We start from the raw sequence: 24,415 nt of genomic DNA on the forward strand, positions 1-24,415 counted from the left end.
GAAAAGAGATGCATTATGACAAAGTTAGCTACCATTTGTTATATTGACAATGGAAAGGAGCTTTTGCTCCTACATCGTAATAAAAAGCCTAATGATGTTCATGAAGGAAAGTGGATTTCTGTCGGGGGAAAACTAGAAGCTGGAGAGACACCAGATGAATGTGCTCGTCGTGAAATTTTCGAGGAAACCAATTTTACAGTAACTGAGATGGACTTCAAAGGTATGATTACCTTCCCTGAATTTACTCCGGGCCACGATTGGTATACCTATGTCTTTAAGGTGACTGATTTTGAAGGAGAACTCATCTCAGATGAGGAATCTCGCGAAGGGACACTTGAATGGGTGCCATATGATCAGGTTTTAACGAAGCCAACCTGGGAAGGTGACTATGAGATTTTTAAGTGGATTCTTGAAGATAGACCTTTCTTCTCTGCAAAATTTGTTTATGATTCTAACCAGAACTTGGTAGATAAAACTGTAACTTTTTATGATAAATAAGGAGAAACTATGAGCCGTAAAAAGACAGAAAAATTTTCAGAAACATGGTTTTTTATGTGGATTTTGAATAATCAGGTGGTAATGGCCTTTCTAATCTTACTCTTGATTGGTTTGACGGTCTTGATTTTTACCAAAATTAGTCCAATTTTTTCACCAGTTATTCAATTTCTGACCATTATTATGTTGCCGCTGGTTATTTCCATGCTCCTTTATTATCTGATAAAACCTTTGGTGCTATTAGTCGAAAAAACTGGTTTAAATCGGACCATGTCTATCTTGCTTATCTATGCTATTCTTGCCTTACTCCTAGTTTGGGGAATTTCGACGGCTATTCCTAACTTACAAGATCAAATTTTGATTTTGATTAGAAATGCACCATCATACATTGCTCGGGCAAACAGTGAAACGGAACGTTGGTTGAAACTTCCTATTCTTTCCAATTTTCATGGAGATTTAGAGGCTGTGCTCAGTGATTTTTCAGCGAGAATGGTCAATTATGCCGAGCACTTTTCTACTTCAGCTCTGACTTGGATTGGGACCTTTGCTAGCACAGTAGCAAGAGTAACAGTTGCTATCATTTTGACACCATTCATTCTTTTTTATCTCTTAAGAGATAGTCAAAAGATGAAACATAGCTTTGTCTCAGCTTTACCGACACGTTTTCGTAAAACGACTGTCCGTATGCTTTCAGATATCAATAATCAGCTTGAAGGTTATGTTCAAGGTCAAGTGACAGTAGCGATTGTCGTGGCAATTATGTTCTGTATCATGTTCAAGATTGTTGGGCTTCGTTATGGAATGACTTTTGGTATTTTAGCAGGATTTCTAAATATGATTCCCTATCTTGGAAGCTTTCTAGCTATGGTACCCGTTGTTATTATGGGATTGGTTCAAGGTCCTGCTATGCTAATCAAGGTCCTCATCATTTTTGTTATCGAGCAAACTATTGAAGGACGTTTTGTTTCTCCACTTGTTTTGGGAAATAAACTAAGCATTCACCCTATCACCATTATGTTTATTCTCTTGACAGCAGGCTCTCTGTACGGTGTGTGGGGTGTCCTATTAGGGATTCCAATCTATGCCTCTGTCAAGGTTGTTGTTAGAGAGATTTTTGATTGGTACCGTTCTGTAAGTAATCTTTACCAAGATGACATTGAAATTGAAGGACAAAAAGACGATGTTAAATAGTGAAAAAATGGTTGCCTCTATCGGAAACCAAGATTTAGACCACGCTGACAAATATTTTAAAAAAGCTTTACGAGAAGACCCTGCAGAGGTTCTTGTTGAGTTGGGCCAATACTTAGAGTCTATTGGTTTCTTACCACAGGCACAGGAAATTTACGAAAAAGTTCGTTTTGATTTTCCAGAGGTTAATGTCAATCTAGCACAAATTGCAGCCGAAGATGGCAATATTGAAGAAGCGTTTCTCTATTTAGACGCTATTCCTGAGGAGTCTGAGGACTATTTGTCTGCGTTGATTGTAAAGGCAGACCTCTACCAAATAGAGGGCTTGACGGATGTAGCACGTGACAAGTTGTTAGAGGCAAGTCAATTATCAGATGATTCATTGATTATTTTTGGTTTGGCTGAGATGGAATTTGAACTTGGAAATTTTGAACAAGCTATTCAATACTATGCTAAATTGGATAATCGTGACCTTCTGGCAATGACTGGGGTTTCTACTTATGAACGCATTGGTAAGGCTTATGCCAGTCTTGGAAAGTTTGAAGCTGCTCGTGAATTTTTGGAAAAAGCTATTGAAATTGAGTACGATGATACCACTGCTTTTGAATTAGCCACTTTGCTCTATGATCAAGAAGAGTATCAAAAAGCTAATTTTTACTTTAAGCAGATAGAAACCATGTCTGCAGATTTCGAAGGTTATGAGTATGTTTACGCTTTGTCGTTACATGCAGAACATAAAACCGAAGAAGCCTTACGTATGGCACAACAAGGGATTTCAAAAAATGCCTTTGATGTTCAATTACTTTTGTTAGCGTCACAGTTATCCTACGAGTTGCATGATACTCAATCTGCTGAATCTTATTTGAAGCAAGCCTTGCCATTGGCTGAGGACCAGGATGAGATTGTCTTACGTTTAAGTACTCTCTATTTGGAAGAAGAACGTTACGAGGACCTGGTAGCTTTAGCTGATTACGAGGTAGATTCTGTTTTGGCTCGTTGGAATATCGCCAGAGCCTATCAAGCACTTGATGATGATGAAGAAGCTTTTCAAATTTATCAAGATTTGTCTAAAGATTTGGCTGATAATCCTGAATTCTTACAGGATTATGCATATATTCTAAGAGAATTTGGTTACAGAGACCAGGCGCGTGTAACAGCAGAAAAATACCTTGCCTTGGTGCCAGACGATGTCAATATGCAAACGTTTCTTGAAGATTACTAAGCTTTAAAATGTTTTAATTGGTTGTTTAAATAGAAGGAGGGGAGTGCGAATCTTACTCAACCTCCTCTTTTTTTATTTGTCTATTTATGTTATGATTTTATTAGAACCCATAAGGAGTAAATATGGTTAAGAGAGATTTAATTCGAAATATTATCATAGCAGTTCTTGCCATTGTAGTGATTTTATTGTTAAGAGCTTTTGTGTTATCAACACACCGTGTAACCGAAGGTCAGGCAAATGACTATATTCATGCAGGTGATTATGTTACTTTCAATAAAAATGTTGAACCGCATAATAAGGACTTTATCTTGTATACGGTTAATGGTAAGGAATATATCGGCCGTGTTATTGCTGATGAGGGCAAGAGCGTGACAGCTATGGATGATTTCCTTTATATCAATGATAAGTCAGTTGACGAAACCTATATTAGCAAAGATAAATCAGCTTATTTGGCGACAGTGTCACCTGGGAATTTCTTTACTGATGATTTTTCCATTGCAACATTGACAGATAATAAACAAACTAAGATTGAAAAAGGTCAATACCTTGTGTTGAACGATAACCGTCGTAATACAGATGATAGTCGTAAGTTTGGTCTTATTGAAAAGGACCAAATTAAAGGTGTTATCTCTTTCAGATTGTATCCTCTATCACGTTTTGGTTTCGTTGATGTCGATTAATATTTCAATACTACTGAAAAGCTAGAAACTTTTGATAAGTTTCTAGCTTTTTTAGTGATATTGTCTTTAGCAAATGCAATTGTGATGGGGACTAAGGCTTATTACGAAAAAGAAACTAAAGTTTCAGTCATACGGTCAACCCATCAATATGATGGGTTTTTATGCTATAATTGAGATAAATAGTAAATACAATAAAAGGAGTACTTATGGCCTACGATTTACTCTTAGAACGTTTTCTACGCTATGTCAAAATAAATACACGTAGTGATGAAAATGCGACAAGAACGCCAACAACACAAAGCCAGGTAGATTTTGCTTTGAATATTCTAAAACCAGAATTGGAAGAGCTTGGTTTAAGTAACGTCCATTATTTGGAAAGTAATGGTTACCTAGTGGCAACCCTGCCGGCTAACGATGACCAATTAACACGTAAGATTGGTTTCATCTCTCATATGGATACTGCAGATTTTAATGCAGAAGGAGTATCACCCCAAGTTATTGAATCCTATGATGGAGGCATTATTCCTCTGGGGACCTCAGGTTACAACCTAAATCCAACTGATTTTCCAAATCTCCAGAATTACATCGGTCATACACTTATTACGACAGATGGCACCACTCTTCTTGGAGCTGATGATAAATCTGGTATTGCTGAGATTATGACAGCATTAGCTCATTTGAAGGCACATCCTGAAATCAAGCATTGTGAGATTCGTGTAGGCTTTGGTCCTGATGAAGAAATTGGAATTGGCGCAGATAAATTTGATGTTGATGATTTTGATGTCGATTTTGCCTACACTGTTGACGGTGGTCCATTGGGTGAATTACAGTATGAAACCTTCTCTGCCGCGGGTGCTGAGCTGACTTTTCATGGCCGTAATGTCCACCCTGGAACAGCAAAAGGTCAGATGGTCAATGCTTTGCAATTGGCAATTGATTTTCATAATCAGTTGCCCGCAGAAGATCGTCCAGAGTTGACGGATGGTTATCAAGGTTTCAACCATCTTCAAACAATGACAGGTACTGTTGAAGAAGCAAATTCATCATATATCATTCGTGATTTTGAGACAGAGTCTTTTGAAAATCGAAAAGCAACTTTCCAAGAAATTGCCGATAAAATGAATCAAGCCTACGGTCAAACGCGAGTTGATTTGGTGATCAAAGATCAATATTATAACATGCGTCAAGTCATTGAAAAAGATATGATGCCTGTTGAGTTGGCTAAGGAGGTTATGGAGGACCTAGGAATTGTTCCAGTCATTGAGCCAATTCGTGGTGGAACTGATGGTTCAAAGATATCTTTCATGGGAATTCCGACACCAAACCTTTTTGCAGGTGGTGAAAATATGCATGGTCGTTATGAGTACGTTTCTTTACAAACAATGGAAAAAGCTGTAGATGTTATTCTTGGAATTGTCAGTAATCCCTAATTGCGCTTGCTAAAAACTGATTTTATGGTAGAATTAGATGTAATGGAGGTGCTGAGATGATTAAAATTTTCGGCAAGTATCGTTACCATTGGCAACCTGAATTGTCTTGGCTTATCATTTATTGGTCTTTAGCCATCACGCCAATCTTTATTGCAGCCGCCCTTCTGTTCGAGTTGTACTCGGTGCCCTCACATATTTTGATGCTTTTCACTATTTTTGTTGCTTTATTTGGTCTAGGGTTCCATCGTTACTTTATTATTGAAGATTATGGAATACTGCGTATTGTTTCTTTCAATATTTTTAAACCGCGTAAGGTGCAGATTAGTGATATTGAAAAAGTGGAAGTTATCAAAACCGGCTTGTGTCTCATTTTTAAAAATGGAAAGAAACGTCAGTTTTATATGAGAAAGTGGCCTAAGAAATATTTCTTAGATGCTTTAGCACTTCATCCTGATTTCAAAGGTGAGGTAGAACTAATGGATTATATGACTAATTTTGATTATTTTGCCTTTTATGAGGAATCAAAAAAAGCCCTCAAGATTAAACTTCGCAAATAAGGGCTTTGGTAGGACAAGATTTGACAGCTGTCAAAGTTTCGGGACTATTTTCAATCGTTCTAATAAGTTGGTCGCTATCTTTAAACCTAACGATTCCTTCGTCATCATAATCAAAGACAGGAGAGTAGGTTTGGCACAAACCACAAGCGATACATTTTTCTGGAATTAATGATACTTTCATAGTATTATTTTAAAATAGATTTATTGTTTTTACAAGGAGAAAATCATGAGTAAAAAACCATGGGAAGATAAGGTTTCTGAAGAAGAGTTGGAAGAAGTAGTTGATGCTGATTTTCTAGATGACGAAGATGAGTTTGAGGATTTTGAAGAAGAGGAGGACACTCCTTCAGATGAGAAGCAAGAAAAAGGTGGCTTCATCAATTCGTCATTCTTGACAGTCTTGCTTGGCTTATTCTTTATTATTGTTGTATGTATTTTGTTCTTTGTTTTCTACACATCAAATGTTGGAGGAAGCAAAACTGCAGCGTCTAAGGAATCTTCAGGTTTCTCTTCAACTTCAACTAGCAAAGTTGTTAAATCTTCATCAAGCGAAAAAGATTCAGGTAAGGGTGAAGATAGTGAGAAATCTACTAAAGAGAAATCTTCATCAACGAAAGTATCAAGCTCTTCTAAACATGTTGAAAAAGACTATGCAACTGGGTCAGCTGAAACAACACCATCAAGTGCTGCAGCAGCAACCGACGGTTCATCAATCGTTGTTCAATCTGGTGAAGGTGCCGGTTCAATCGCTGCACGTGCAGGTATCTCTGTAGATGAGTTGGAACGTCTTAACCCTGATCACATGACAAGTGGTTACTGGTATGCTAACCCAGGTGATGTCGTTAATGTTCAATAATTTTAAAAGCAAAGGAACATCATGAAAGATATTAGAATTGCTATTGATGGTCCTGCGTCAAGTGGAAAAAGTACAGTAGCCAAGATTATTGCAAAAAATCTTGGCTATACTTATCTTGATACAGGTGCTATGTACCGATCTGCAACTTATTTGGCCTTGCAGAATGGTTTGACTGAGGAAAATGTACCAGAAATTTTGGAGCAACTATCTCAACATCCGATTTCATTCGGAAAAGCAGCAGATGGTAGTCAGCAGGTTTATGTTGGTGATGTTGATATTACACACCCCATTCGTGATAACCAAGTCACAAATAATGTTTCTTGGGTAGCAGCCATTCCTGAAGTGCGCCAAGAACTGGTTGCACAACAACAACGTATTGCTCAAGATGGTGCTATTATCATGGATGGTCGTGATATTGGGACTGTGGTTTTGCCTGATGCAGAACTCAAAATCTTCTTGATTGCTTCAGTTGATGAACGTGCGGAACGCCGTTATAAGGAAAATATCGAAAAAGGAATTTCTACTGACCTTGAGACTTTAAAAAAAGAAATTGCTGAACGTGACTATAAAGATAGTCATCGTAAGGTATCACCTCTTAAACCAGCGGAAGATGCCATTACTTTTGACACTACAGGAGTGTCAATTGAGGGTGTTGTGGAATTTATTCAAGAAAAAGCAAAAAAAATTATTGACAAAGGATGACTCACTTGTTATACTATTAACAATGAGAAAAGCAGAAGTGAGAACTTCTCGCCTTGCGACTTAGGTTGTCTGGCCCAACATGTCAAATCCTTAAAGGGATATTATGTGTGCGGGCTTGTATATCAAGTCCGCTTTGTTTTTCTCTAAAAAAATAAAGAGGTGAAGATCATAGCTAAGAAAGATCTATTCATTAATGATGAAATTCGCGTTCGTGAAGTTCGTCTTGTTGGTCTTGATGGTGAACAATTGGGAATTAAACCATTGTCAGAAGCACAAGCTATTGCAGATGATGCAAATGTTGACTTGGTTCTTATCCAACCACAAGCTACGCCACCTGTTGCTAAGATTATGGACTATGGTAAGTTCAAATTTGAGTATCAAAAGAAACAAAAAGAACAACGTAAGAAACAAAGCGTTGTTACCGTTAAGGAAGTTCGTTTGAGCCCAGTCATCGATAAAGGTGACTTTGAAACAAAACTTCGTAACGGCCGTAAATTCCTTGAAAAAGGAAACAAGGTTAAAGTTTCTATCCGATTCAAAGGTCGTATGATTACTCATAAAGAAATCGGAGCTAAGGTATTGGCGGAATTTGCTGAAAAAACGCAAGATATTGCGATTATTGAGCAAAGAGCGAAGATGGATGGACGTCAAATGTTCATGCAACTTGCACCAATTCCTGACAAAAAATAATTGTCAAACTAACACTATTTTAAGAGGAGAATTTTAAAATGCCAAAACAAAAAACACACCGCGCATCAGCTAAACGTTTCAAACGTACAGGTTCAGGTGGATTGAAACGCTTCCGTGCCTTCACATCTCACCGTTTCCACGGTAAAACTAAAAAACAACGTCGTCACCTTCGTAAAGCGTCAATGGTACATTCAGGTGACTTTAAACGTATCAAATCAATGCTTTCACAAATGCGTTAATCCGCTACAAGCATTACAAATTAACTAAACTAGAACTAATTCGGAGGAATATATAAATGGCTCGTGTTAAAGGTGGCGTTGTATCACGCAAACGTCGTAAACGTGTATTGAAACTTGCTAAAGGTTACTATGGTGCAAAACACATCTTGTTCCGTACTGCAAAAGAACAAGTAATGAATTCTTACTACTATGCATACCGTGACCGTCGTCAAAAGAAACGTGATTTCCGTAAACTTTGGATTACACGTATCAATGCGGCAGCTCGTTTGAACGGTTTGTCATACTCACAATTGATGCACGGTTTGAAATTGGCTGAAATCGAAGTTAACCGTAAAATGCTTGCTGATTTGGCAGTTAACGATGCAGCAGCTTTCACAGCTCTTGCAGATGCAGCTAAAGCAAAACTTGGTAAATAAGAATTAAGATGGGTTTTACCCATCTTTTTTTATGGAGGTAATTATGATTCGTTTAGCAAGAGCAGAAGATATCCCAAGATTACAGGAGTTATTGGGGCAGATTCTTCTAGTTCATCATCAAGCACGTCCTGATGTTTTTAAGTCAGAAGGCAGTAAATTTACAGATGTAGAGTTAGAAGCAGTGATTAATGATCCAAATAAACCTATTTTTGTTTATGAGGCGAAAGATGGGCGTATCTTGGGTCATCTGTTCTTAATGATTAAAGAAGTATCTGATAATAATGGTCCACTAAAGGCTGTTAAGACTCTTTTTATTGATGATTTATGCGTTGATAAGGAGGCTCGAGGTCAAAAATTAGGAGAAAAGCTTTACCAATTTGCCTTGGACTATGCTAAGGAGTTAGGGTGTTATAATCTGACACTTCACGTATGGAATGATAATGCGGGTGCTCTACGTTTTTACGAACGTTTAGGTATGAAACCGAGATATACAGAAATGGAAACTATCCTAAAATAATATGTTTTCATGAGAGAAATTTAACTTACGAGGAGAAAATATTTTTGATATGCTAAAAGAGAACTTTTAGAAATGGAGAATTTTAATGCCTCGTAATTTTAAAGAAGCTTTGCTTTGTACGTTTTTGATGTGTGGAATGATGGTCTATGGAATCTTCTCATCCTTGATTGGACTGGAGTAGTTCCCTTTGTTTGGGGTCACTTTTTCCAAGGTTATCTTCCTGGATTTGTAGTTGCTTTCTTACTGGATATGCTTTTGGTGGGACCACTAGCCAAGACAATAGCATTTGCGATTTTACATAAAGTAAAAGCCCATGATAAACGATGGGCAAAGATTTTAGTGATTTCTGGAACCATGGCGCTATTCATGGTAACCTTTATGTCATTCTATGGATTAGTTTACAACAGTCATTTGGTGACGCTATTATCCTATGGTCGTGCTTGGTTGACAAATGTTATCATGGCTTTACCACTTAATTTTCTAGTGGTTGGTCCAATCTCACGTTTTATCTTGGGAAAACTACAAAAACCTTTGCCTGGTGAAGGAGTCGTTGAGAATTTTGACGACGATGACGAATTACCAACTATTATTTAAGTTGTGAACTGAAGTTAGACTCCAGATTTTATATCAAAAAGCAGTCACATCTGTGACTGCTTTTTGATTTAGTTTTTCTTTTTCATTTCACCGTGTGGGTAGTAAGTCCCTTCTGGCATATCGTTAATGAAAACATGGATAGCTTCCTTAGGGGCTTTTGCAACACGTGATACAACCTCAGTAACTTCGCGAGCAAGTTCAATCTTTTGTTCTTCTGAACGACCTTCAAAGAGATCAATTTTTACAAATGGCATAATGCATCTCCTTAGTTTTGATAGTCCTATTATAGCATGAATTAAGAGAATATTCTAAAGTTTTTAGAAATTCTTGAAATAATGCTAGCTATGAATTATTTTGAAAGAGGTAGGTGTCTTGTGATCTTAGAAAACTATTTGCCTTTTTAATTTGGTATATTCAAAGAGATGAAAACTCTTACTAAAAATGGTAAAATAGTGCTAACTAAAGACAGTAAGGAGTAAATTATGACAATTGATTTTCGCGCCGAAGTTGATAAACGTAAAGAAGCTTTGATGGAGGACCTTTTTGGTCTTTTGCGTATTAATTCAGAACGTGATGACAGTAAGGTTGATGAAAAGCACCCATTTGGTCCTGGACCAGTAAAAGCTTTGGAACATTTTCTTGCTTTAGCTGAACGTGATGGTTATAAAACTCGTAATATTGATAATTACGCTGGTGACTTTGAATTTGGTCAAGGAGATGAGGTATTGGGTATCTTTGCACACTTGGATGTGGTTCCAGCGGGTAGCGGATGGGACACTGATCCTTATGAGCCAGTCATCAAAGAAGGAAAGCTTTATGCTCGTGGTTCATCAGATGATAAAGGGCCCACAATGGCTTGTTATTATGCCTTGAAAATTATCAAAGAGCTTGAGCTTCCAGTATCTAAGCGCGTTCGCTTTATTGTTGGTACAGATGAAGAATCTGGTTGGGGTGATATGGATTATTATTTCGCTCATAATGGATTGAAAGATCCTGATTTTGGTTTTTCTCCTGATGCAGAATTTCCAATTATCAATGGGGAAAAAGGAAATATTACTGCCTATCTTCATTTTGAAGGACAAAACGATGGTGACTTTAGCCTCGTAAGCTTTAATGGTGGCATGCGTGAAAATATGGTTCCTGAATCTGCAAGTGCAGAGTTTACGGCACCTATCACTTTACAGGAACTTGAGTCTAAACTTAATGACTTTGTTGCTGATCAAGAAGTAACTGGTCAAGTGACTGAAGAAGCAGGTGCTTTCCATGTGACTATTCATGGGAAATCAGCTCATGGTATGATGCCTCAAAATGGTATCAATGGGGCAACATACTTAGCACTCTTCCTTAGCCAATTTGATTTTCAGGCTAATGCTAAGACTTATTTGAATTTAGTTGCTGAAACACTTCATCAAGATTTCTTTGCTGAAAAGACAGGTCTTGCCTATACAGATTCTAAAATGGGTGAGTTAACTATGAATGCCGGTGTCTTTACCTTCAACAAGGAATCTGAAGATAATACAATTGCTTTGAATTTCCGCTACCCTCAAGGGGTTGATACGGATGATATTAAGACTTGTCTTGAAAAACTTGAAGAGCCTAAGGCAGTCAGTCTCTCAGAACATGGTCACGTACCGCACTATGTACCAGTTAGTGATCCTATGGTACAGACACTTCTTTCTGTTTATGAGAAACAGACAGGCCTTAAAGGTCATGAACAAATCATTGGTGGCGGAACCTTTGGGCGTCTGCTTAAACGTGGTGTTGCTTATGGTGCTATGTTCCCAGGGTATGTCAATACCATGCATCAAGCAAATGAGTTTACTGAAGTTGAGGACTTGTACCGTGCAGCTGCTATTTATGCAGAAGCTATCTATGAGTTGATCAAATAAAAAAGAAGAGACATTTTGTCTCTTTTTTTGGAGGAAAATATGGAAACACTTGAAGAATTGACACAAGCAATTATGGATGATGAACAAAATAAAACTTATACTGAACAAGGTATCAAACCCTTGTTTAGTATTCCAAAAACGGCACGGATTAATATCGTCGGACAAGCTCCTGGTATCCGTGCTCAAGAGTCTGGGCTTTATTGGAATGATCCTAGTGGGGATAATCTACGGGATTGGATGGGTGTTTCGAGAGAAGATTTTTATGAATCGGGTATGTTTGCCATTGTACCAATGGATTTTTATTTCCCGGGTCACGGAAAATCGGGAGATTTACCGCCTCGCAAAGGTTTTGCAGATAAATGGCATGAGAGAGTTTTAGATTTAGCTCCAAATATTCAATTAACCATACTAGTAGGAAACTATGCTCAGCGTTACTATTTGCATCAAAAGTCATCAGCTAAGTTAACAGATACAGTTAAGCATTACAAAGATTATCTTCCAGACTATTTTCCTTTAGTGCATCCGTCACCACGAAATAATATCTGGCAAGCGAAAAATCCATGGTTTATGAAAGAAGTGGTTCCAGATTTAAAAGCATTGGTTCAAAAAATCTTGAGTCAATGAATTCAGATATCTGAACTTGGATTGTCACTAGGTATTGTTTCAAATCAATGAAGCAACTATCAGAGCATACCCAAATATTGTAAAGATTTTGGCCCTTTGGGGCTTTTTTTGATCTTCTAACAAAATTATTTGAAAAATATAATTAATAAAAACTTCAATACCAAACGCATTAATTGCAATATAATTTTAATTTCAATAAGAGCAACATATAAAATTAAAATAACTATTTTTTAGACTAAAGAAATTGCCCTGTTGCACTTCATTTTACAACAGCGCAATGATTTTTTTCAGCTTTCGTAGAATTCTTCAAATGTCGTAAAGAAGACTAAGTGGTGCTATTATATTATTTCTCCGTCCAAACTAGATTCTAATTTTAGGGTCTAGTTTTATTGTTTTAAAGTTTTTGATAGCCTTTTCATACTTATCGTTGCAATTTAAAGAAGACTCATGTTATAATGAGTCTAACTAAATGTATAGAAAGATGCAAGGAGATGTGCATGGAAGAATTGAAAAAGCTCGCTGGTGTAAGGGCTGCTAGTTTTGTTGGAGATGGCATGGTTGTTGGACTAGGTACTGGTTCAACAGCTTATTTCTTTGTAGAGGAGATTGGTCGTCGAATAAAGGAGGAAGGTCTTAGTGTAGTAGGTGTAACGACATCTAGTCAAACAACGAAGCAAGCTGAAGGTCTAGGTATTCCTTTGAAATCAGTGGATGATATTGATAGTATTGATGTTACCGTTGATGGCGCCGACGAAGTAGATCCTCAACTCAACGGTATTAAAGGTGGCGGTGGTGCCCTCTTGATGGAAAAAATCGTTGCTACACCTACTAAAGAGTACATCTGGGTAGTTGATGAGTCTAAGATGGTTGAACAACTTGGTGCTTTTAAATTACCAGTCGAAGTTGTTCAATATGGTGCTGATCGATTATATCGCGTCTTTGAATCTAAGGGTTATAAGCCATCATTCCGATTAACTGAACAAGGTGATCGCTTTGTTACAGATATGAAGAATTTCATTATTGATTTGGATCTCGGCAAAATTAATAATCCAGTTGCTTTAGGTGACGAACTAAAAGCTATGACTGGTGTTGTTGATCATGGTTTATTCAATGGAATGGTTAACAAGGTTATCGTTGCTGGAAAAGACGGTGTTAAGATTGTTGAGGCTAAGGATTAGTCCTGTTTAATTTTCTTTTAAATTGTAAATGAATAAAGTAGCTTAATAGTTATGTTATTACTAGATTATTATGTAGAAAGGAAAGAGGTAATTTCGAAAGATTTTAGCTCTATGTGGTGTTGTTATGTCCAAATTTAATCGAATGCATTTAATCGTTCTTGACTCAGTAGGTATTGGTGCAGCTCCAGATGCCAATAACTTTGTCAATGCTGGTGTTCCTGACGGAGCTTCAGATACTCTTGGACATATTTCTAAAACTGTTGGTTTGAATGTGCCAAACATGGCTAAACTTGGTCTTGGAAATATTCCTCGCGAACAAGCCTTGAAAACTGTTCCAGCTGAGAGCAATCCAACTGGTTACGCAACTAAGTTAGAAGAAGTCTCTCTTGGAAAAGATACCATGACAGGTCACTGGGAAATCATGGGACTTAATATTACAGAGCCTTTCGATACTTTCTGGAATGGCTTCCCAGAGGAAATTCTTACTCAAATCGAAGAATTCTCAGGACGCAAGGTCATCCGCGAGGCCAACAAACCTTATTCTGGTACAGCAGTTATCGATGATTTTGGACCACGCCAAATGGAAACAGGCGAATTGATTATTTATACATCAGCTGATCCGGTTCTTCAAATCGCAGCTCACGAGGATATTATTCCTGTTGAAGAATTGTATCGTATTTGTGAATTTGCTCGTTCTATCACTTTGGAACGTCCAGCTCTTCTTGGTCGTATCATTGCTCGTCCTTACGTTGGTGAGCCTGGAAACTTTACTCGTACATCTAACCGTCGTGACTTGGCTGTTTCACCATTTGCTCCAACTGTTTTGGACAAATTGAATGAGGCTGGTATCGATACTTACTCAGTTGGTAAGATTAGTGACATCTTCAATGGTGAAGGTATCAACCACGATATGGGCCACAACAAATCAAATAGCCACGGTGTAGACAATTTGATTAAGGTTATGACATCAGAAGAGTTTAAACATGGTTTCTCTTTCACAAACTTAGTAGACTTTGATGCCCTTTACGGACACCGTCGTAATCCACATGGCTATCGCGATTGCTTGCATGAATTTGATGAGCGCTTGCCTGAAATCATCGCTGCTATGAAAGAAGATGATCTCTTGATGATTACTGCAGACCATGGTAATGACCCAACTTATGCTGGTACAGACCATACGCGTGAATACATCCCGTTTTTGGCTTACAGTCCAGCCTTCAAAGGTAGTGGCTTGATTCCAGTTGGACACTTCGCCGACATCTCAGCAACAATTGCGGATAACTTCGGTGTTGAGAAAGCCATGATTGGTGAAAGTTTCTTAGATAAACTTGTCTAAAATGAAACGTTATGCACTTCTGGTTCGTGGGATAAATGTCGGCGGTCGTAATAAGGTAGTCATGGAAAAATTCCGCCATGACCTTGAGAAACTTGGTTTTAAGAATGTTTCCTCCTATATTAATAGTGGAAATTTTTTCTTTGATTCACCCATGATGAAAGAAGAATTACTTTTTGTAATAGAAGAATTTCTGAATAAGTCTTACTCATTTATTACTGTCTTTTCCCTTTTCACACTAGAGGAATACCAAAATGAGTGTAAATCTCTACCAAAATGGTGGGAAAATGATTTGTACAGAAAAGATGTCCTCTTTTATACAGTACAATTAGACAAGGATCAATTAAAGAGAGTAATAAATTCTTTTGATTTGGCAGATGAGACTCTTCATTTTGGGGAATTAGGAATTTACTGGGGGAAATATGATAAGACAAGCTACAATCAAACGGCTTATCATAAAAATCTATTAAAGTCATCATTTTATCCTTATATTACGATTCGAAATGCAAGAACTTTTTCAAACATTGGTCATTATTTAAAAAAATAAGGAACTAAAGGAGATTTAGATGTCACTACTTGAAAAAATTAGAGTTACGCAAGCCTTTTTGGAAAGCAAAGGAATTGAAAAACCTGAGTTTGGTTTGATTTTGGGTTCTGGACTTGGAGAATTGGCTGAAGAGGTCCAAGATGCTATTGTAATCGATTACGCAGATATTCCAAACTGGGGACAATCAACAGTAGTCGGTCATGCAGGTAAACTTGTATATGGTACTTTGTCTGGACGTAAGGTATTGGCTCTTCAAGGACGTTTCCATTTTTATGAAGGAAATCCTCTTGAAGTGGTAACTTTCCCTGTACGTGTTATGAAAGCTCTTGGTTGTGAAGGTGTTATTGTAACTAATGCTGCTGGTGGTATTGGCTTCGGTCCTGGTACTTTGATGACTATTACTGACCATATCAATATGACTGGTCAAAACCCATTGATCGGTGAAAACTTGGATGACTTTGGCCCACGTTTCCCTGATATGTCTAAAGCCTACACACCAGAATACCGTGCTACTGCCCATGAAGTGGCTAAGAAACTTGGTATCAAGCTTGATGAAGGTGTCTATATCGGTGTAACTGGTCCGACTTATGAAACACCTGCAGAGATTCGTGCCTATAAGACATTGGGGGCAGATGCAGTTGGTATGTCCACTGTTCCTGAAGTTATTGTGGCAGCTCACTCAGGCTTGAAAGTTCTAGGAATTTCATGTATCACTAACCATGCTGCTGGTTTCCAAGAAGAACTCAACCACGAAGAAGTTGTAGAAGTGACTGAACGTATCAAGGGGGACTTCAAAGGATTGCTTAAAGCTATTTTGGCGGAACTCTAAGAAATGATTTCTCAGGTAAGGAGACGTTTAAGGTTGTTACTAAAATTCCTTAAGCTGAGTTTAGCTGTTATTGGGACTGGCGTTGCTTCAGGGGTTGTTGGAATTTTTTGCCACTATCTTCTAGAATTTATACAAGTTCTTGCGTTTGGTAAAGATAAAGGGAACCTCTTGTTACAGTTTCAATCAGTGAGTGCTTTTCGAAGGCTCTCAGTCTTACTTGTTGTTGGGGTCTTATCTAGTTTATTTTGGTATTTTCTTCAACGGCGTGTCACCTTACTTTCTATTAGCAAAGCTAAAAAACTCGTTGGTAAAAGGAGTCCAAATTTTCTAGGTCAGTCTCTACATGCATTAATCCAGGTGGCAATCGTTGCTGCTGGGGCCTCAATAGGCAAAGAAGGAGCACCTCGAGAATTGGGTGCTCTCTTTGGTGGTAGTCTTTCTAAAGGATTGCATTTAGACATTTCCGATAGACAATTATTAATTGCTTGTGGTGCTGGTGCAGGGCTAGCCTCTGTTTACCAAGTGCCTTTTGCTAGCGCTTTATTTGTTTTGGAAACATTAGGAGTCTCTTGGACACTAAAGAATATTATCATTATTTTTGCGACTACTTATGTATCTGCTTATTGTGCTAAACCAATTGTTGGTGGACACGCCTTATATATAGTCGATACAGTGACTATTGATTCTTCCAGTTTCATACAGGCAATCATCTTAGCGTTATTTGTAACACCATTTGCCATAATATTTGGATATTTTGCAAAGAAGGCCAGTAGCCATCGTATTACAGGTAAAGAAATTCTTTGGACGTTGCCCTTTGCCTTTCTAATTCTTGGTGGACTATCAGCTAACCTTCCTATCTTTATGGGAAATGGACAGGTTCTAGCTCAATGGATTTTTTCTGGGAACTCTTCAGCATATCTTCCTGTCATTCTCATCATCAAATGTCTATTGGTCTGTCTACTTTTAAGGAGTGGTGCTTATGGTGGAACTCTGACGCCATCGTTTGCTTTAGGTGTAGGTACGGGTTATCTGATAACGGTACTTCTTGGAAATTTTGGATTTTCTCATAGTCTTAGTTTAGGAATGTTACTAGGGGCAACCGTATTTTTAGGAACAACGCTTGATGCCCCTCTAACAGGAATAGCCTTAGTTGTTGGTTTTACAGGTACTGGAGGTGTTATCGTATTCCCTCTTATACTAGCGAGTATCCTATCAAGGATAATAAACAATAAATGGAAGAAAAGATTATGAATATTCATTTTATTTTACACGAAAAATTTGAGGTTCCAGGAGCTTATTTGAAATGGGCTCAAAAGCGTGGACACCATATTTCGTCAACAAAGGTTTATGAGAAAGAGAAACTTCCAGAAACTGTTGATGATATTGATTTCCTTATAGTAATGGGCGGACCTCAGTCACCTGATGAAGATCGTCAAGTCTTTCCATACTATGATCCAAAGGCTGAAATTACATTAATTCAAAAAGCTATTGATGCTGATATCTATATTGTCGGGGTATGCTTAGGGGCTCAACTGTTAGCTGGAGCTTATGGTGGGAAATATGAACATAGTCCAGAACGCGAGATTGGCGTTTTCCCTTTGACCTTAACAGAGGAAGGATTAGCTGATGAGCACATTAAAGATTTTGGTTCTACTTTAAACACGGGTCACTGGCATGGAGATATGCCTGGTTTGACCGACAAGGCAGTTGTTCTTGCGACCAGTCAGGGCTGTCCACGCCAAATAGTTCGCTTTAGCCCTAAACATTATGCCTTCCAAGCACATTTAGAGTTTGACCTTGAAGCGATTGATTTACTGATAGCTGCTGATGGTGAAGAGCACTTGTGCCAGCAAAATAAACAGTTACCTTTTGTTCAAACACCAGATCAATTACGTAAAAACGATTATTCTGAAATGAACAAAAAGTTATTTGCTTTTCTAGATTCACTAATCCAGATCTAAACATTTAAGTAGCTCATATACTATTTATATAATAGTAGAAAACTTTAAAAAAATATAACTTAAGGATGGTGCAGCAGGTATTCATATTTGAAAACGAGTGGAGAGTTTAGAAAATAGCTAACCTTCTTAGATGCGTAGAGCTATGTCAGCCTTCCTAATTTTCAGTCACTTTCTAGTTGCTCTTTTACCTTAATAAATAATAGAAAGGATGGGTTAACTGTATTCACTGAACTGAATACGGGCGGAGAACAGTGAAAAAGATAGAATGGATAGCATTTGCAATGCTTCGTCAGTTTCCTATTTTTACTTCGTCTCTGTCGCCCTTTATAGATTAATTATGTCAATTCATATTTCTGCCAAACAAGGAGATATTGCTGATAAGATTCTTCTTCCTGGGGATCCTTTACGTGCAAAATTTATTGCCGAAAATTTCCTTGAAGATGCTGTGTGTTTCAACGAAGTACGTAACATGTTTGGTTACACAGGAACATACAAGGGTGAACGTATCTCAGTAATGGGGACTGGGATGGGGATGCCATCTATCTCTATCTATGCACGTGAGCTCATTGTTGACTACGGTGTCAAAAAATTAATTCGCGTAGGAACTGCCGGTTCTTTGAATAAGAATGTTCACGTTCGTGAGTTAGTTCTAGCACAAGCAGCAGCAACTAACTCTAACATTATTCGTAATGACTGGCCTCAATACGACTTTCCTCAAATTGCAAGTTTCAATCTCTTGGATAAGGCTTATCACATCGCCAAAAATTTTGGTATGACAACACATGTTGGTAATGTTCTATCTTCTGATGTTTTTTACTCAAATTATTTTGAAAAAAATATTGAGCTTGGGAAATGGGGCGTGAAGGCTGTCGAAATGGAAGCAGCAGCACTTTACTACCTTGCAGCCCAACACCAAGTAGATGCTCTGGCTATTATGACTATTTCTGATAGTTTGGTAAATCCAGATGAGGATACAACTGCTGAAGAACGTCAAAATAACTTTACTGACATGATGAAAGTAGGTCTTGAAACTCTTATTGCAGACTAGATTATGAAAAGGATGTCTGTAGCTATCTTTTTTGATTAGCCGAAAGATTATATTATTTCGATAGCTAGAAAAGTTAAAAGTTTTCAAACTACAAGAATACTCTAAAAGTATCTTAAGGAATTTTTCCTTAATGATTAGATAAGTAACTGATAATCTCATGAAACATCTTGAAAATGTGATATAATACTTACAATATTAGAGATAGTGATAAAGAATAGATACTTGATAGGCTTATGAAAAACGGTTTCTTCTTTTTTAAAAATAATGACAATTGAAATGAAGTTATACTAATGTTATAATGATGATGGAAAATGTCTAATTTTAATATTCAGGAGAAATTTATATGAGTTCGCGTACGAAGCGTAAGCAAAAACGGACGAACAATAGATCGTGGGTAATGGTCAACTTTGGATTGACCATTCTATATGCTATTTTGGCAGCGGTCTTATTATTCACTATGTTCAATTATAACTTCCTATCTTTTAGGTTTTTGAACATAATTATTACCTTTGGTTTGTTACTGGTTCTTGCGGTTAGTATCTTCTTTCAGAAAACCAAAAAATCACCACTAGTGACAACGGTTGTATTAGTAATCTTTTCACTATCTTCTTTGGTTGGTATTTTTGGATTTAAACAACTGATTGATATCACTAATCGTATGAATCAGACTGCAGCTTTTTCAGAGGTAGAAATGAGCATTGTGGTTCCGAAGGATAGTGATATCAAAGATGTGAGTCAGATTACTAGCGTTCAGGCACCGATTAAGATTGATAAGAAAAATATCGATACTTTGATGTCAGCTTTAAAGGATGACAAAAAGGTTGATGTCAAAGTCGATGATGTCGCTTCCTATCAAGAAGCTTATGACAATCTTAAGTCTGGAAATTCTCAAGCAATGGTCTTGAGTGGTTCTTATGCTAGCCTATTAGAATCAGTTGATAGTGACTACGCTTCAAATCTAAAAACTATTTATACCTACAAAATTAAAAGGAAGAATAACGGTTCTGCGAAACAGGTGGACTCAAAAGTTTTCAATATTTATATTAGTGGTATTGATACCTATGGTTCTATTTCGACAATATCACGTTCAGACGTTAATATCATTATGACTGTTAATATGAATACGCATAAGATTCTTTTGACAACAACACCTCGTGACGCATATGTTAAGATTCCTGGTGGTGGAGCGAACCAGTATGATAAGCTAACTCATGCAGGTATCTATGGTGTTGAAACATCAGAGCAAACTTTGGAAAATCTTTATGGTATTAATATTGATTATTATGCACGTATCAACTTCACGTCATTCCTTAAATTGATTGACCAACTTGGTGGAGTGACCGTTCATAATGATCAAGCCTTCAAAAGTCTTCATGGGAAGTTTGATTTCCCAGTTGGAGATATTCAAATGAACTCAGAACAAGCACTTGGTTTTGTTCGTGAGCGTTATAGCTTGGATGGTGGTGATAATGATCGTGGTAAAAATCAAGAAAAAGTTATTTCAGCGATTGTTAACAAAATAGCTTCACTTCATTCAGTATCAAACTTTACGTCAATTGTTAACAATCTTCAAGATTCTGTTCAAACTAACATGTCTTTGGATACCATTAATGCCTTGGCTAATACACAACTGGATTCAGGAACTAAATTTACAGTTACATCTCAAGCAGTGACAGGTACAGGCTCAACAGGACAATTGACTTCATATGCTATGCCAAATTCTAGTCTCTACATGATGAAGCTAGATGATTCTAGTGTGGAAAGTGCTGCTCAAGCTATCAAAAATATGATGGAGGAAAAATAAGTGATTGATGTTCACTCACATATTGTTTTTGATGTCGATGATGGTCCTAAAACTTTAGAGGAAAGTTTGGAACTCATTGGAGAAAGTTACGCTCAGGGTGTGCGTACGATTGTTTCTACCTCCCACCGTCGTAAGGGGATGTTTGAAACCCCAGAGGATAAAATCTTTGCAAATTTTTCAAAAGTTAAAGAAAAAGCAGAAGCACTTTATCCAGACTTAACTATTTATTATGGTGGTGAACTTTATTACACCTCAGACATTGTGGAGAAACTTGAAAAGAATCTTATTCCGCGTATGCACAACACGCAATTTGCTTTGATTGAGTTTAGTGCCAGAACATCTTGGAAGGAAATTCATGACGGGCTGAGTAATGTTATACGAGCAGGGGTAACACCGATTGTTGCTCACATTGAACGCTATGACGCCCTCGAAGAAAACGCTGATCGAGTTCGTGAAATTATCAATATGGGTTGCTACACACAAGTTAATAGCTCTCATGTCTTAAAAACAAAGCTATTTGGCGATAAAGAAAAAGTGAGAAAGAAACGTGTACGCTTTTTCTTGGAAAATAATTTAGTTCATATTGTTGCTAGTGATATGCATAATCTTGGTCCAAGACCACCATTTATGAAGGATGCATATGCTATTATTAAAAAAACATATGGGACTAGACGCGCACGTAATCTCTTTATCGATAACCCCCAAACACTACTTGAAAATCAATACATATAGGAGAAACTATGACTCAGGAAAACACGAAACGTGTTGAAATCGATGTGCTTGCACTATTACATAAACTTTGGAGTAAAAAGGTGTTCATCCTTTTCACGGCCTTTTATGTAGCTGTCTTTGCTTTCTTGGGAACTTACTTCCTAATTCAGCCTACATATACGTCATCTACACGCATATATGTGGCTAATCAAACCAATGACAGTAAAAATATTTCAGCTCAAGATTTGCAGGCTGGTACATTTTTGACAAAAGACTATAAAGAAATTATTACATCTAATGATGTCTTATCTGAAGTTATCAAGGATGAAAAATTGAAGATGACTGAAGCTGAGCTTGCTAAAAAGATTTCGGTTAATATCCCTACTGATACACGTCTTATTTCGATTTCTGTAAGTGCTAAAACAGGTCAAGACGCTCAACTCCTTGCTAATAAGGTACGTGAAGTTGCTTCAGAAAAAATCAAGAACGTGACAAAAGTTGAAGATGTTACAACACTTGAAGACGCTAAATTACCGGAATCACCATCTTCACCAAACATTAAACGTAATGTACTTATTGGAGCAGTGTTTGGGGTATTCCTTGCAGTGGTTGGTGTATTAGGTCGTGAAATCTTAGATGATCGCATTCGCCGTCCAGAGGATATTGAAGAGACTCTTGGAATGACACTTCTTGGAATTGTCCCTGATACAGATAAAATTTAAGGAGAAGAAATGCCTCTATTAAAGTTAGTAAAATCTAAAGTACAGTTTGCCAAACAAACAGAAGAATATTACAATGCCATTCGCACAAATATTCAATTTTCTGGTGCTCAGATGAAAGTGATTTCTATTAGCTCTGTTGAAGCTGGTGAAGGAAAATCAACGACATCTGTTAACTTAGCGATTTCATTTGCTAGTGTTGGGCTTCGAACACTTTTCATTGATGCAGATACTCGTAACTCTGTTTTGTCAGGGACCTTTAAATCAAATGCGCCGTATAAAGGTCTTTCAAATTTTCTTTCAGGAAATGCTGATTTAAATGAAACAATTTGTCAAACTAATATTTCCGGTTTGGATGTCATTGCATCTGGCCCTGTTCCACCTAATCCAACAAGTCTTTTGCAAAATGATAATTTTAGACATTTGATGGATGTTGCTCGCAGTCGTTATGATTACGTCATCATCGATACGCCACCAATTGGTTTGGTAATTGATGCCGCTATTATTGCCCATCAGGCTGACGCAAGTATCTTAGTTACAGCAGCTGGAAAAATTAAACGTCGCTTTGTAGCCAAAGCTGTTGAACAATTGGAACAAAGTAGTCCTCAATTTTTAGGTGTCGTTCTTAATAAAGTTGATATGACAGTTGATAAATATGGGTCATACGGTTCGTACGGTTCGTATGGATCATATGGTGAGTACGGAAAAAAAGAAAAACAAAAAGAAAGTCATTCAAGAGCACATCGTCGTAGAAAAGGATAGCGTTAATGGTGATAATGCGGCTCCTTATGCATTAATATTTAAAGAGGAGTTAAGAGTGAAAGAAAAACAAGAAATTCGTCGCATTGAAATTGGAGTTGTACAGTTAGTTGTGGTTGTGTTTGCAGCCTGGTTAGCTAGTAAATTACCTTACACTGAGATAACCAAAGGAAGTATGGTCATTCTAGGCGTGGTCCATGTTGTCACATACTATATCAGTAGTTATTATGAAAATCTTAAATATAGGGGCTATTTAGATGAGCTTATTGCAACTGTTAAGTATGGTTTTATATTTGCTCTAGTTGTAACCTTCCTATCATTTTTTGCAGATGGTGATTTTTCGATTTCACGACGAGGTCTTCTATACGTCACTCTAATCACATGTACTTTGTTATATCTGACAAATACTCTTCTAAGGTACTTCCGCTCATCCATTTATACGCGCCGTAAAGGAAATAAAAATATCCTCTTAATTTCTGATCAAGCACGTCTGGAAGATGTTTTGATTCGTATGAAAGACAATATGGATGGTAGGATTACTGCGGTCTGTGTTTTGGATAATCCTTATTTTACAAGTCCTTTTATTAAGAGTGTGAAACCTGAAAATCTTGTTGAATATGCTACACACTCGGTTGTTGACCAAGTGCTAATTAATCTACCTAGTGAACAGTACAAAATTTGGGACTATGCCTCGCCTTTTGAGCTTATGGGAATTCCAGTATCCATTAATTTAAATTCCCTTGAATTTATGAGTCAAGGTAAAAAACGTATCCAACAGTTGGGTCCTTTTAATGTTGTTACATTTTCAACGCAGTTTTATAGTTACGGTGATATCGTAGCTAAACGTTTTCTTGATATCTGTGGGGCCTTATTTGGTTTGCTCCTATGTGGTTTAGTCGGAATCTTTCTTTACCCTCTTATCCGTAGGGATGGTGGACCAGCAATTTTTGTTCAAGATCGCGTAGGTGAAAATGGACGTATCTTCAAGTTTTATAAATTCCGTTCGATGCGTGTAGATGCCGAAGAAATTAAGAAGAATTTGATGTCTCAAAATAAGATGTCTGGTGGTATGTTTAAGATGGATAATGATCCACGGATTACCAAGATTGGACATTTTATTCGTAAAACGAGTCTTGATGAACTTCCACAATTTTGGAATGTTCTAAAAGGTGATATGAGTTTAGTTGGAACACGCCCTCCAACATTGGACGAATACGAATCGTATACGCCAGAACAAAAACGTCGGTTAAGCTTTAGACCAGGAATCACTGGTCTTTGGCAAGTAAGTGGTCGTAGTGAAATTACTGATTTTGATGAAGTTGTCAAACTAGATGTTGCTTATATGGACGATTGGACAATCTGGCGTGATATAAGAATCTTATTAAAGACAATTAAAGTAGTAGTAAAGAAGGATGGAGCAAAGTGAT

29 protein-coding genes and 1 other annotated feature are annotated in these 24,415 nt (G+C 37.4%); of the genes, 27 read left to right on the forward strand and 2 right to left on the reverse strand.

What is annotated here, in order from left to right:
* Window positions 1-15 precede the first annotated feature (15 nt).
* The 6 genes from ADF62_RS08135 (at window position 16) to ADF62_RS08160 (ending at window position 5,572) form a co-directional block, all read left to right on the forward strand.
* Window positions 16-498, forward strand: coding sequence for an NUDIX hydrolase (locus ADF62_RS08135; protein ID WP_003097065.1), 483 nt, complete (start codon window positions 16-18; stop codon window positions 496-498).
* 9 nt (window positions 499-507) lie between these two features.
* A complete protein-coding gene (locus ADF62_RS08140) occupies window positions 508-1,686 on the forward strand; it encodes an AI-2E family transporter (RefSeq protein ID WP_003097067.1) in 1,179 nt (392 codons plus the stop codon).
* Window positions 1,676-2,905 carry a tetratricopeptide repeat protein gene (locus ADF62_RS08145; RefSeq protein WP_037621448.1) on the forward strand — a complete coding sequence of 410 codons (1,230 nt, stop codon included), beginning with the start codon at window positions 1,676-1,678 and terminating at the stop codon, window positions 2,903-2,905. Before ADF62_RS08140 ends, ADF62_RS08145 begins: the two co-directional genes overlap by 11 nt.
* Before the next feature lie 122 nt (window positions 2,906-3,027).
* Window positions 3,028-3,585 carry a signal peptidase I gene (lepB, locus tag ADF62_RS08150; RefSeq protein ID WP_003097070.1) on the forward strand — a complete coding sequence of 186 codons (558 nt, stop codon included), beginning with the start codon at window positions 3,028-3,030 and terminating at the stop codon, window positions 3,583-3,585.
* A 206-nt stretch (window positions 3,586-3,791) separates the two neighbouring features.
* A complete protein-coding gene (pepT, locus tag ADF62_RS08155; RefSeq protein ID WP_003093077.1) occupies window positions 3,792-5,015 on the forward strand; it encodes a peptidase T in 1,224 nt (407 codons plus the stop codon).
* A 56-nt stretch (window positions 5,016-5,071) separates the two neighbouring features.
* Entirely contained in the window at window positions 5,072-5,572 is a 501-nt protein-coding gene (locus tag ADF62_RS08160) for an EbsA family protein (RefSeq protein ID WP_003092896.1), read from the forward strand.
* Here ADF62_RS08160 and ADF62_RS10490 read toward each other — a convergent pair.
* Complete coding sequence (locus ADF62_RS10490) at window positions 5,556-5,753, reverse strand: ferredoxin (RefSeq protein WP_003093080.1); 198 nt, start codon at window positions 5,751-5,753, stop codon at window positions 5,556-5,558. The two genes, ADF62_RS08160 and ADF62_RS10490, sit on opposite strands and share 17 nt — an antisense overlap.
* Window positions 5,754-5,798: 45 nt before the next feature.
* Here ADF62_RS10490 and ADF62_RS08165 point away from each other — a divergent pair, with 45 nt between their 5' ends.
* From ADF62_RS08165 to ADF62_RS11800, 7 genes are all read left to right on the forward strand, one after another.
* Window positions 5,799-6,428, forward strand: a complete 630-nt coding sequence (locus ADF62_RS08165) for an SAG1386/EF1546 family surface-associated protein (protein ID WP_003092648.1) — start codon at window positions 5,799-5,801, stop codon at window positions 6,426-6,428.
* Window positions 6,429-6,449: 21 nt separating this feature from the next.
* Window positions 6,450-7,130 carry a (d)CMP kinase gene (cmk, locus tag ADF62_RS08170; protein ID WP_048788573.1) on the forward strand — a complete coding sequence of 227 codons (681 nt, stop codon included), beginning with the start codon at window positions 6,450-6,452 and terminating at the stop codon, window positions 7,128-7,130.
* 23 nt (window positions 7,131-7,153) lie between these two features.
* Window positions 7,154-7,276 (forward strand) — a sequence feature (ribosomal protein L20 leader region).
* A 13-nt stretch (window positions 7,277-7,289) separates the two neighbouring features.
* Complete coding sequence (gene infC, locus ADF62_RS08175) at window positions 7,290-7,820, forward strand: translation initiation factor IF-3 (RefSeq protein WP_002885108.1); 531 nt, start codon at window positions 7,290-7,292, stop codon at window positions 7,818-7,820.
* A gap of 38 nt (window positions 7,821-7,858) precedes the next feature.
* Window positions 7,859-8,059, forward strand: coding sequence for a 50S ribosomal protein L35 (gene rpmI / locus ADF62_RS08180; protein ID WP_002885093.1), 201 nt, complete (start codon window positions 7,859-7,861; stop codon window positions 8,057-8,059).
* Window positions 8,060-8,115: 56 nt separating this feature from the next.
* Entirely contained in the window at window positions 8,116-8,475 is a 360-nt protein-coding gene (gene rplT, locus ADF62_RS08185; RefSeq protein WP_002885090.1) for a 50S ribosomal protein L20, read from the forward strand.
* Window positions 8,476-8,518: 43 nt separating this feature from the next.
* Window positions 8,519-8,992, forward strand: a complete 474-nt coding sequence (locus ADF62_RS08190; RefSeq protein ID WP_037621450.1) for a GNAT family N-acetyltransferase — start codon at window positions 8,519-8,521, stop codon at window positions 8,990-8,992.
* Window positions 8,993-9,370: 378 nt separating this feature from the next.
* Window positions 9,371-9,586, forward strand: coding sequence for a hypothetical protein (locus ADF62_RS11800; protein WP_081448749.1), 216 nt, complete (start codon window positions 9,371-9,373; stop codon window positions 9,584-9,586).
* A gap of 68 nt (window positions 9,587-9,654) precedes the next feature.
* On the opposite strand, the gene ADF62_RS08200 is transcribed toward ADF62_RS11800, so the two are convergent.
* Window positions 9,655-9,840 carry a 4-oxalocrotonate tautomerase gene (locus ADF62_RS08200; protein WP_002950885.1) on the reverse strand — a complete coding sequence of 62 codons (186 nt, stop codon included), beginning with the start codon at window positions 9,838-9,840 and terminating at the stop codon, window positions 9,655-9,657.
* A gap of 228 nt (window positions 9,841-10,068) precedes the next feature.
* Between ADF62_RS08200 and pepV the strand changes: the two genes are divergently transcribed.
* From pepV to ADF62_RS08270, 14 genes are all read left to right on the forward strand, one after another.
* Complete coding sequence (gene pepV / locus ADF62_RS08205) at window positions 10,069-11,475, forward strand: dipeptidase PepV (protein ID WP_048788574.1); 1,407 nt, start codon at window positions 10,069-10,071, stop codon at window positions 11,473-11,475.
* Window positions 11,476-11,514: 39 nt separating this feature from the next.
* Window positions 11,515-12,099, forward strand: a complete 585-nt coding sequence (locus ADF62_RS08210) for a uracil-DNA glycosylase family protein (protein ID WP_003092921.1) — start codon at window positions 11,515-11,517, stop codon at window positions 12,097-12,099.
* A 497-nt stretch (window positions 12,100-12,596) separates the two neighbouring features.
* Window positions 12,597-13,277, forward strand: coding sequence for a ribose-5-phosphate isomerase RpiA (gene rpiA, locus ADF62_RS08215; protein WP_048788575.1), 681 nt, complete (start codon window positions 12,597-12,599; stop codon window positions 13,275-13,277).
* A gap of 124 nt (window positions 13,278-13,401) precedes the next feature.
* Window positions 13,402-14,613 (forward strand): phosphopentomutase, encoded by a 1,212-nt coding sequence (locus ADF62_RS08220; RefSeq protein WP_048788576.1) that lies wholly within the window; start codon window positions 13,402-13,404, stop codon window positions 14,611-14,613.
* A 1-nt stretch (window position 14,614) separates the two neighbouring features.
* Window positions 14,615-15,157: a DUF1697 domain-containing protein gene (locus ADF62_RS08225; protein WP_048788577.1), complete on the forward strand. Its 543-nt coding sequence runs from the start codon at window positions 14,615-14,617 to the stop codon at window positions 15,155-15,157.
* Window positions 15,158-15,176: 19 nt separating this feature from the next.
* A complete protein-coding gene (locus ADF62_RS08230; protein ID WP_003092568.1) occupies window positions 15,177-15,986 on the forward strand; it encodes a purine-nucleoside phosphorylase in 810 nt (269 codons plus the stop codon).
* A gap of 3 nt (window positions 15,987-15,989) precedes the next feature.
* Complete coding sequence (locus ADF62_RS08235; protein WP_003097083.1) at window positions 15,990-17,237, forward strand: chloride channel protein; 1,248 nt, start codon at window positions 15,990-15,992, stop codon at window positions 17,235-17,237.
* On the forward strand, window positions 17,234-17,947 hold the full coding sequence (locus tag ADF62_RS08240; protein ID WP_003092952.1) for a type 1 glutamine amidotransferase: 714 nt from the start codon (window positions 17,234-17,236) through the stop codon (window positions 17,945-17,947). Before ADF62_RS08235 ends, ADF62_RS08240 begins: the two co-directional genes overlap by 4 nt.
* A 337-nt stretch (window positions 17,948-18,284) precedes the next feature.
* Window positions 18,285-18,995: a purine-nucleoside phosphorylase gene (deoD, locus tag ADF62_RS08245; RefSeq protein ID WP_048788578.1), complete on the forward strand. Its 711-nt coding sequence runs from the start codon at window positions 18,285-18,287 to the stop codon at window positions 18,993-18,995.
* A gap of 343 nt (window positions 18,996-19,338) precedes the next feature.
* The gene (locus ADF62_RS08250) at window positions 19,339-20,799 is read left to right on the forward strand and encodes an LCP family protein (RefSeq protein ID WP_039976217.1); all 1,461 of its coding nucleotides are present in this window, start codon (window positions 19,339-19,341) and stop codon (window positions 20,797-20,799) included.
* Window positions 20,800-21,531 carry a capsular polysaccharide biosynthesis protein Cps4B gene (cps4B, locus tag ADF62_RS08255; RefSeq protein WP_003092817.1) on the forward strand — a complete coding sequence of 244 codons (732 nt, stop codon included), beginning with the start codon at window positions 20,800-20,802 and terminating at the stop codon, window positions 21,529-21,531. It begins immediately after the preceding gene.
* Between the two features lie 8 nt (window positions 21,532-21,539).
* Window positions 21,540-22,232 (forward strand): capsular polysaccharide biosynthesis protein, encoded by a 693-nt coding sequence (locus tag ADF62_RS08260; RefSeq protein ID WP_003092954.1) that lies wholly within the window; start codon window positions 21,540-21,542, stop codon window positions 22,230-22,232.
* A gap of 9 nt (window positions 22,233-22,241) precedes the next feature.
* On the forward strand, window positions 22,242-22,991 hold the full coding sequence (locus ADF62_RS08265) for a tyrosine-protein kinase (RefSeq protein WP_048788579.1): 750 nt from the start codon (window positions 22,242-22,244) through the stop codon (window positions 22,989-22,991).
* Window positions 22,992-23,046: 55 nt separating this feature from the next.
* Window positions 23,047-24,414 carry a sugar transferase gene (locus tag ADF62_RS08270; protein ID WP_037621455.1) on the forward strand — a complete coding sequence of 456 codons (1,368 nt, stop codon included), beginning with the start codon at window positions 23,047-23,049 and terminating at the stop codon, window positions 24,412-24,414.
* Window position 24,415: the final 1 nt, after the last annotated feature.

It is taken from the genome of Streptococcus sp. 1004_SSPC (genome assembly GCF_001069025.1).
Lineage (GTDB): Bacteria > Bacillota > Bacilli > Lactobacillales > Streptococcaceae > Streptococcus > Streptococcus vestibularis.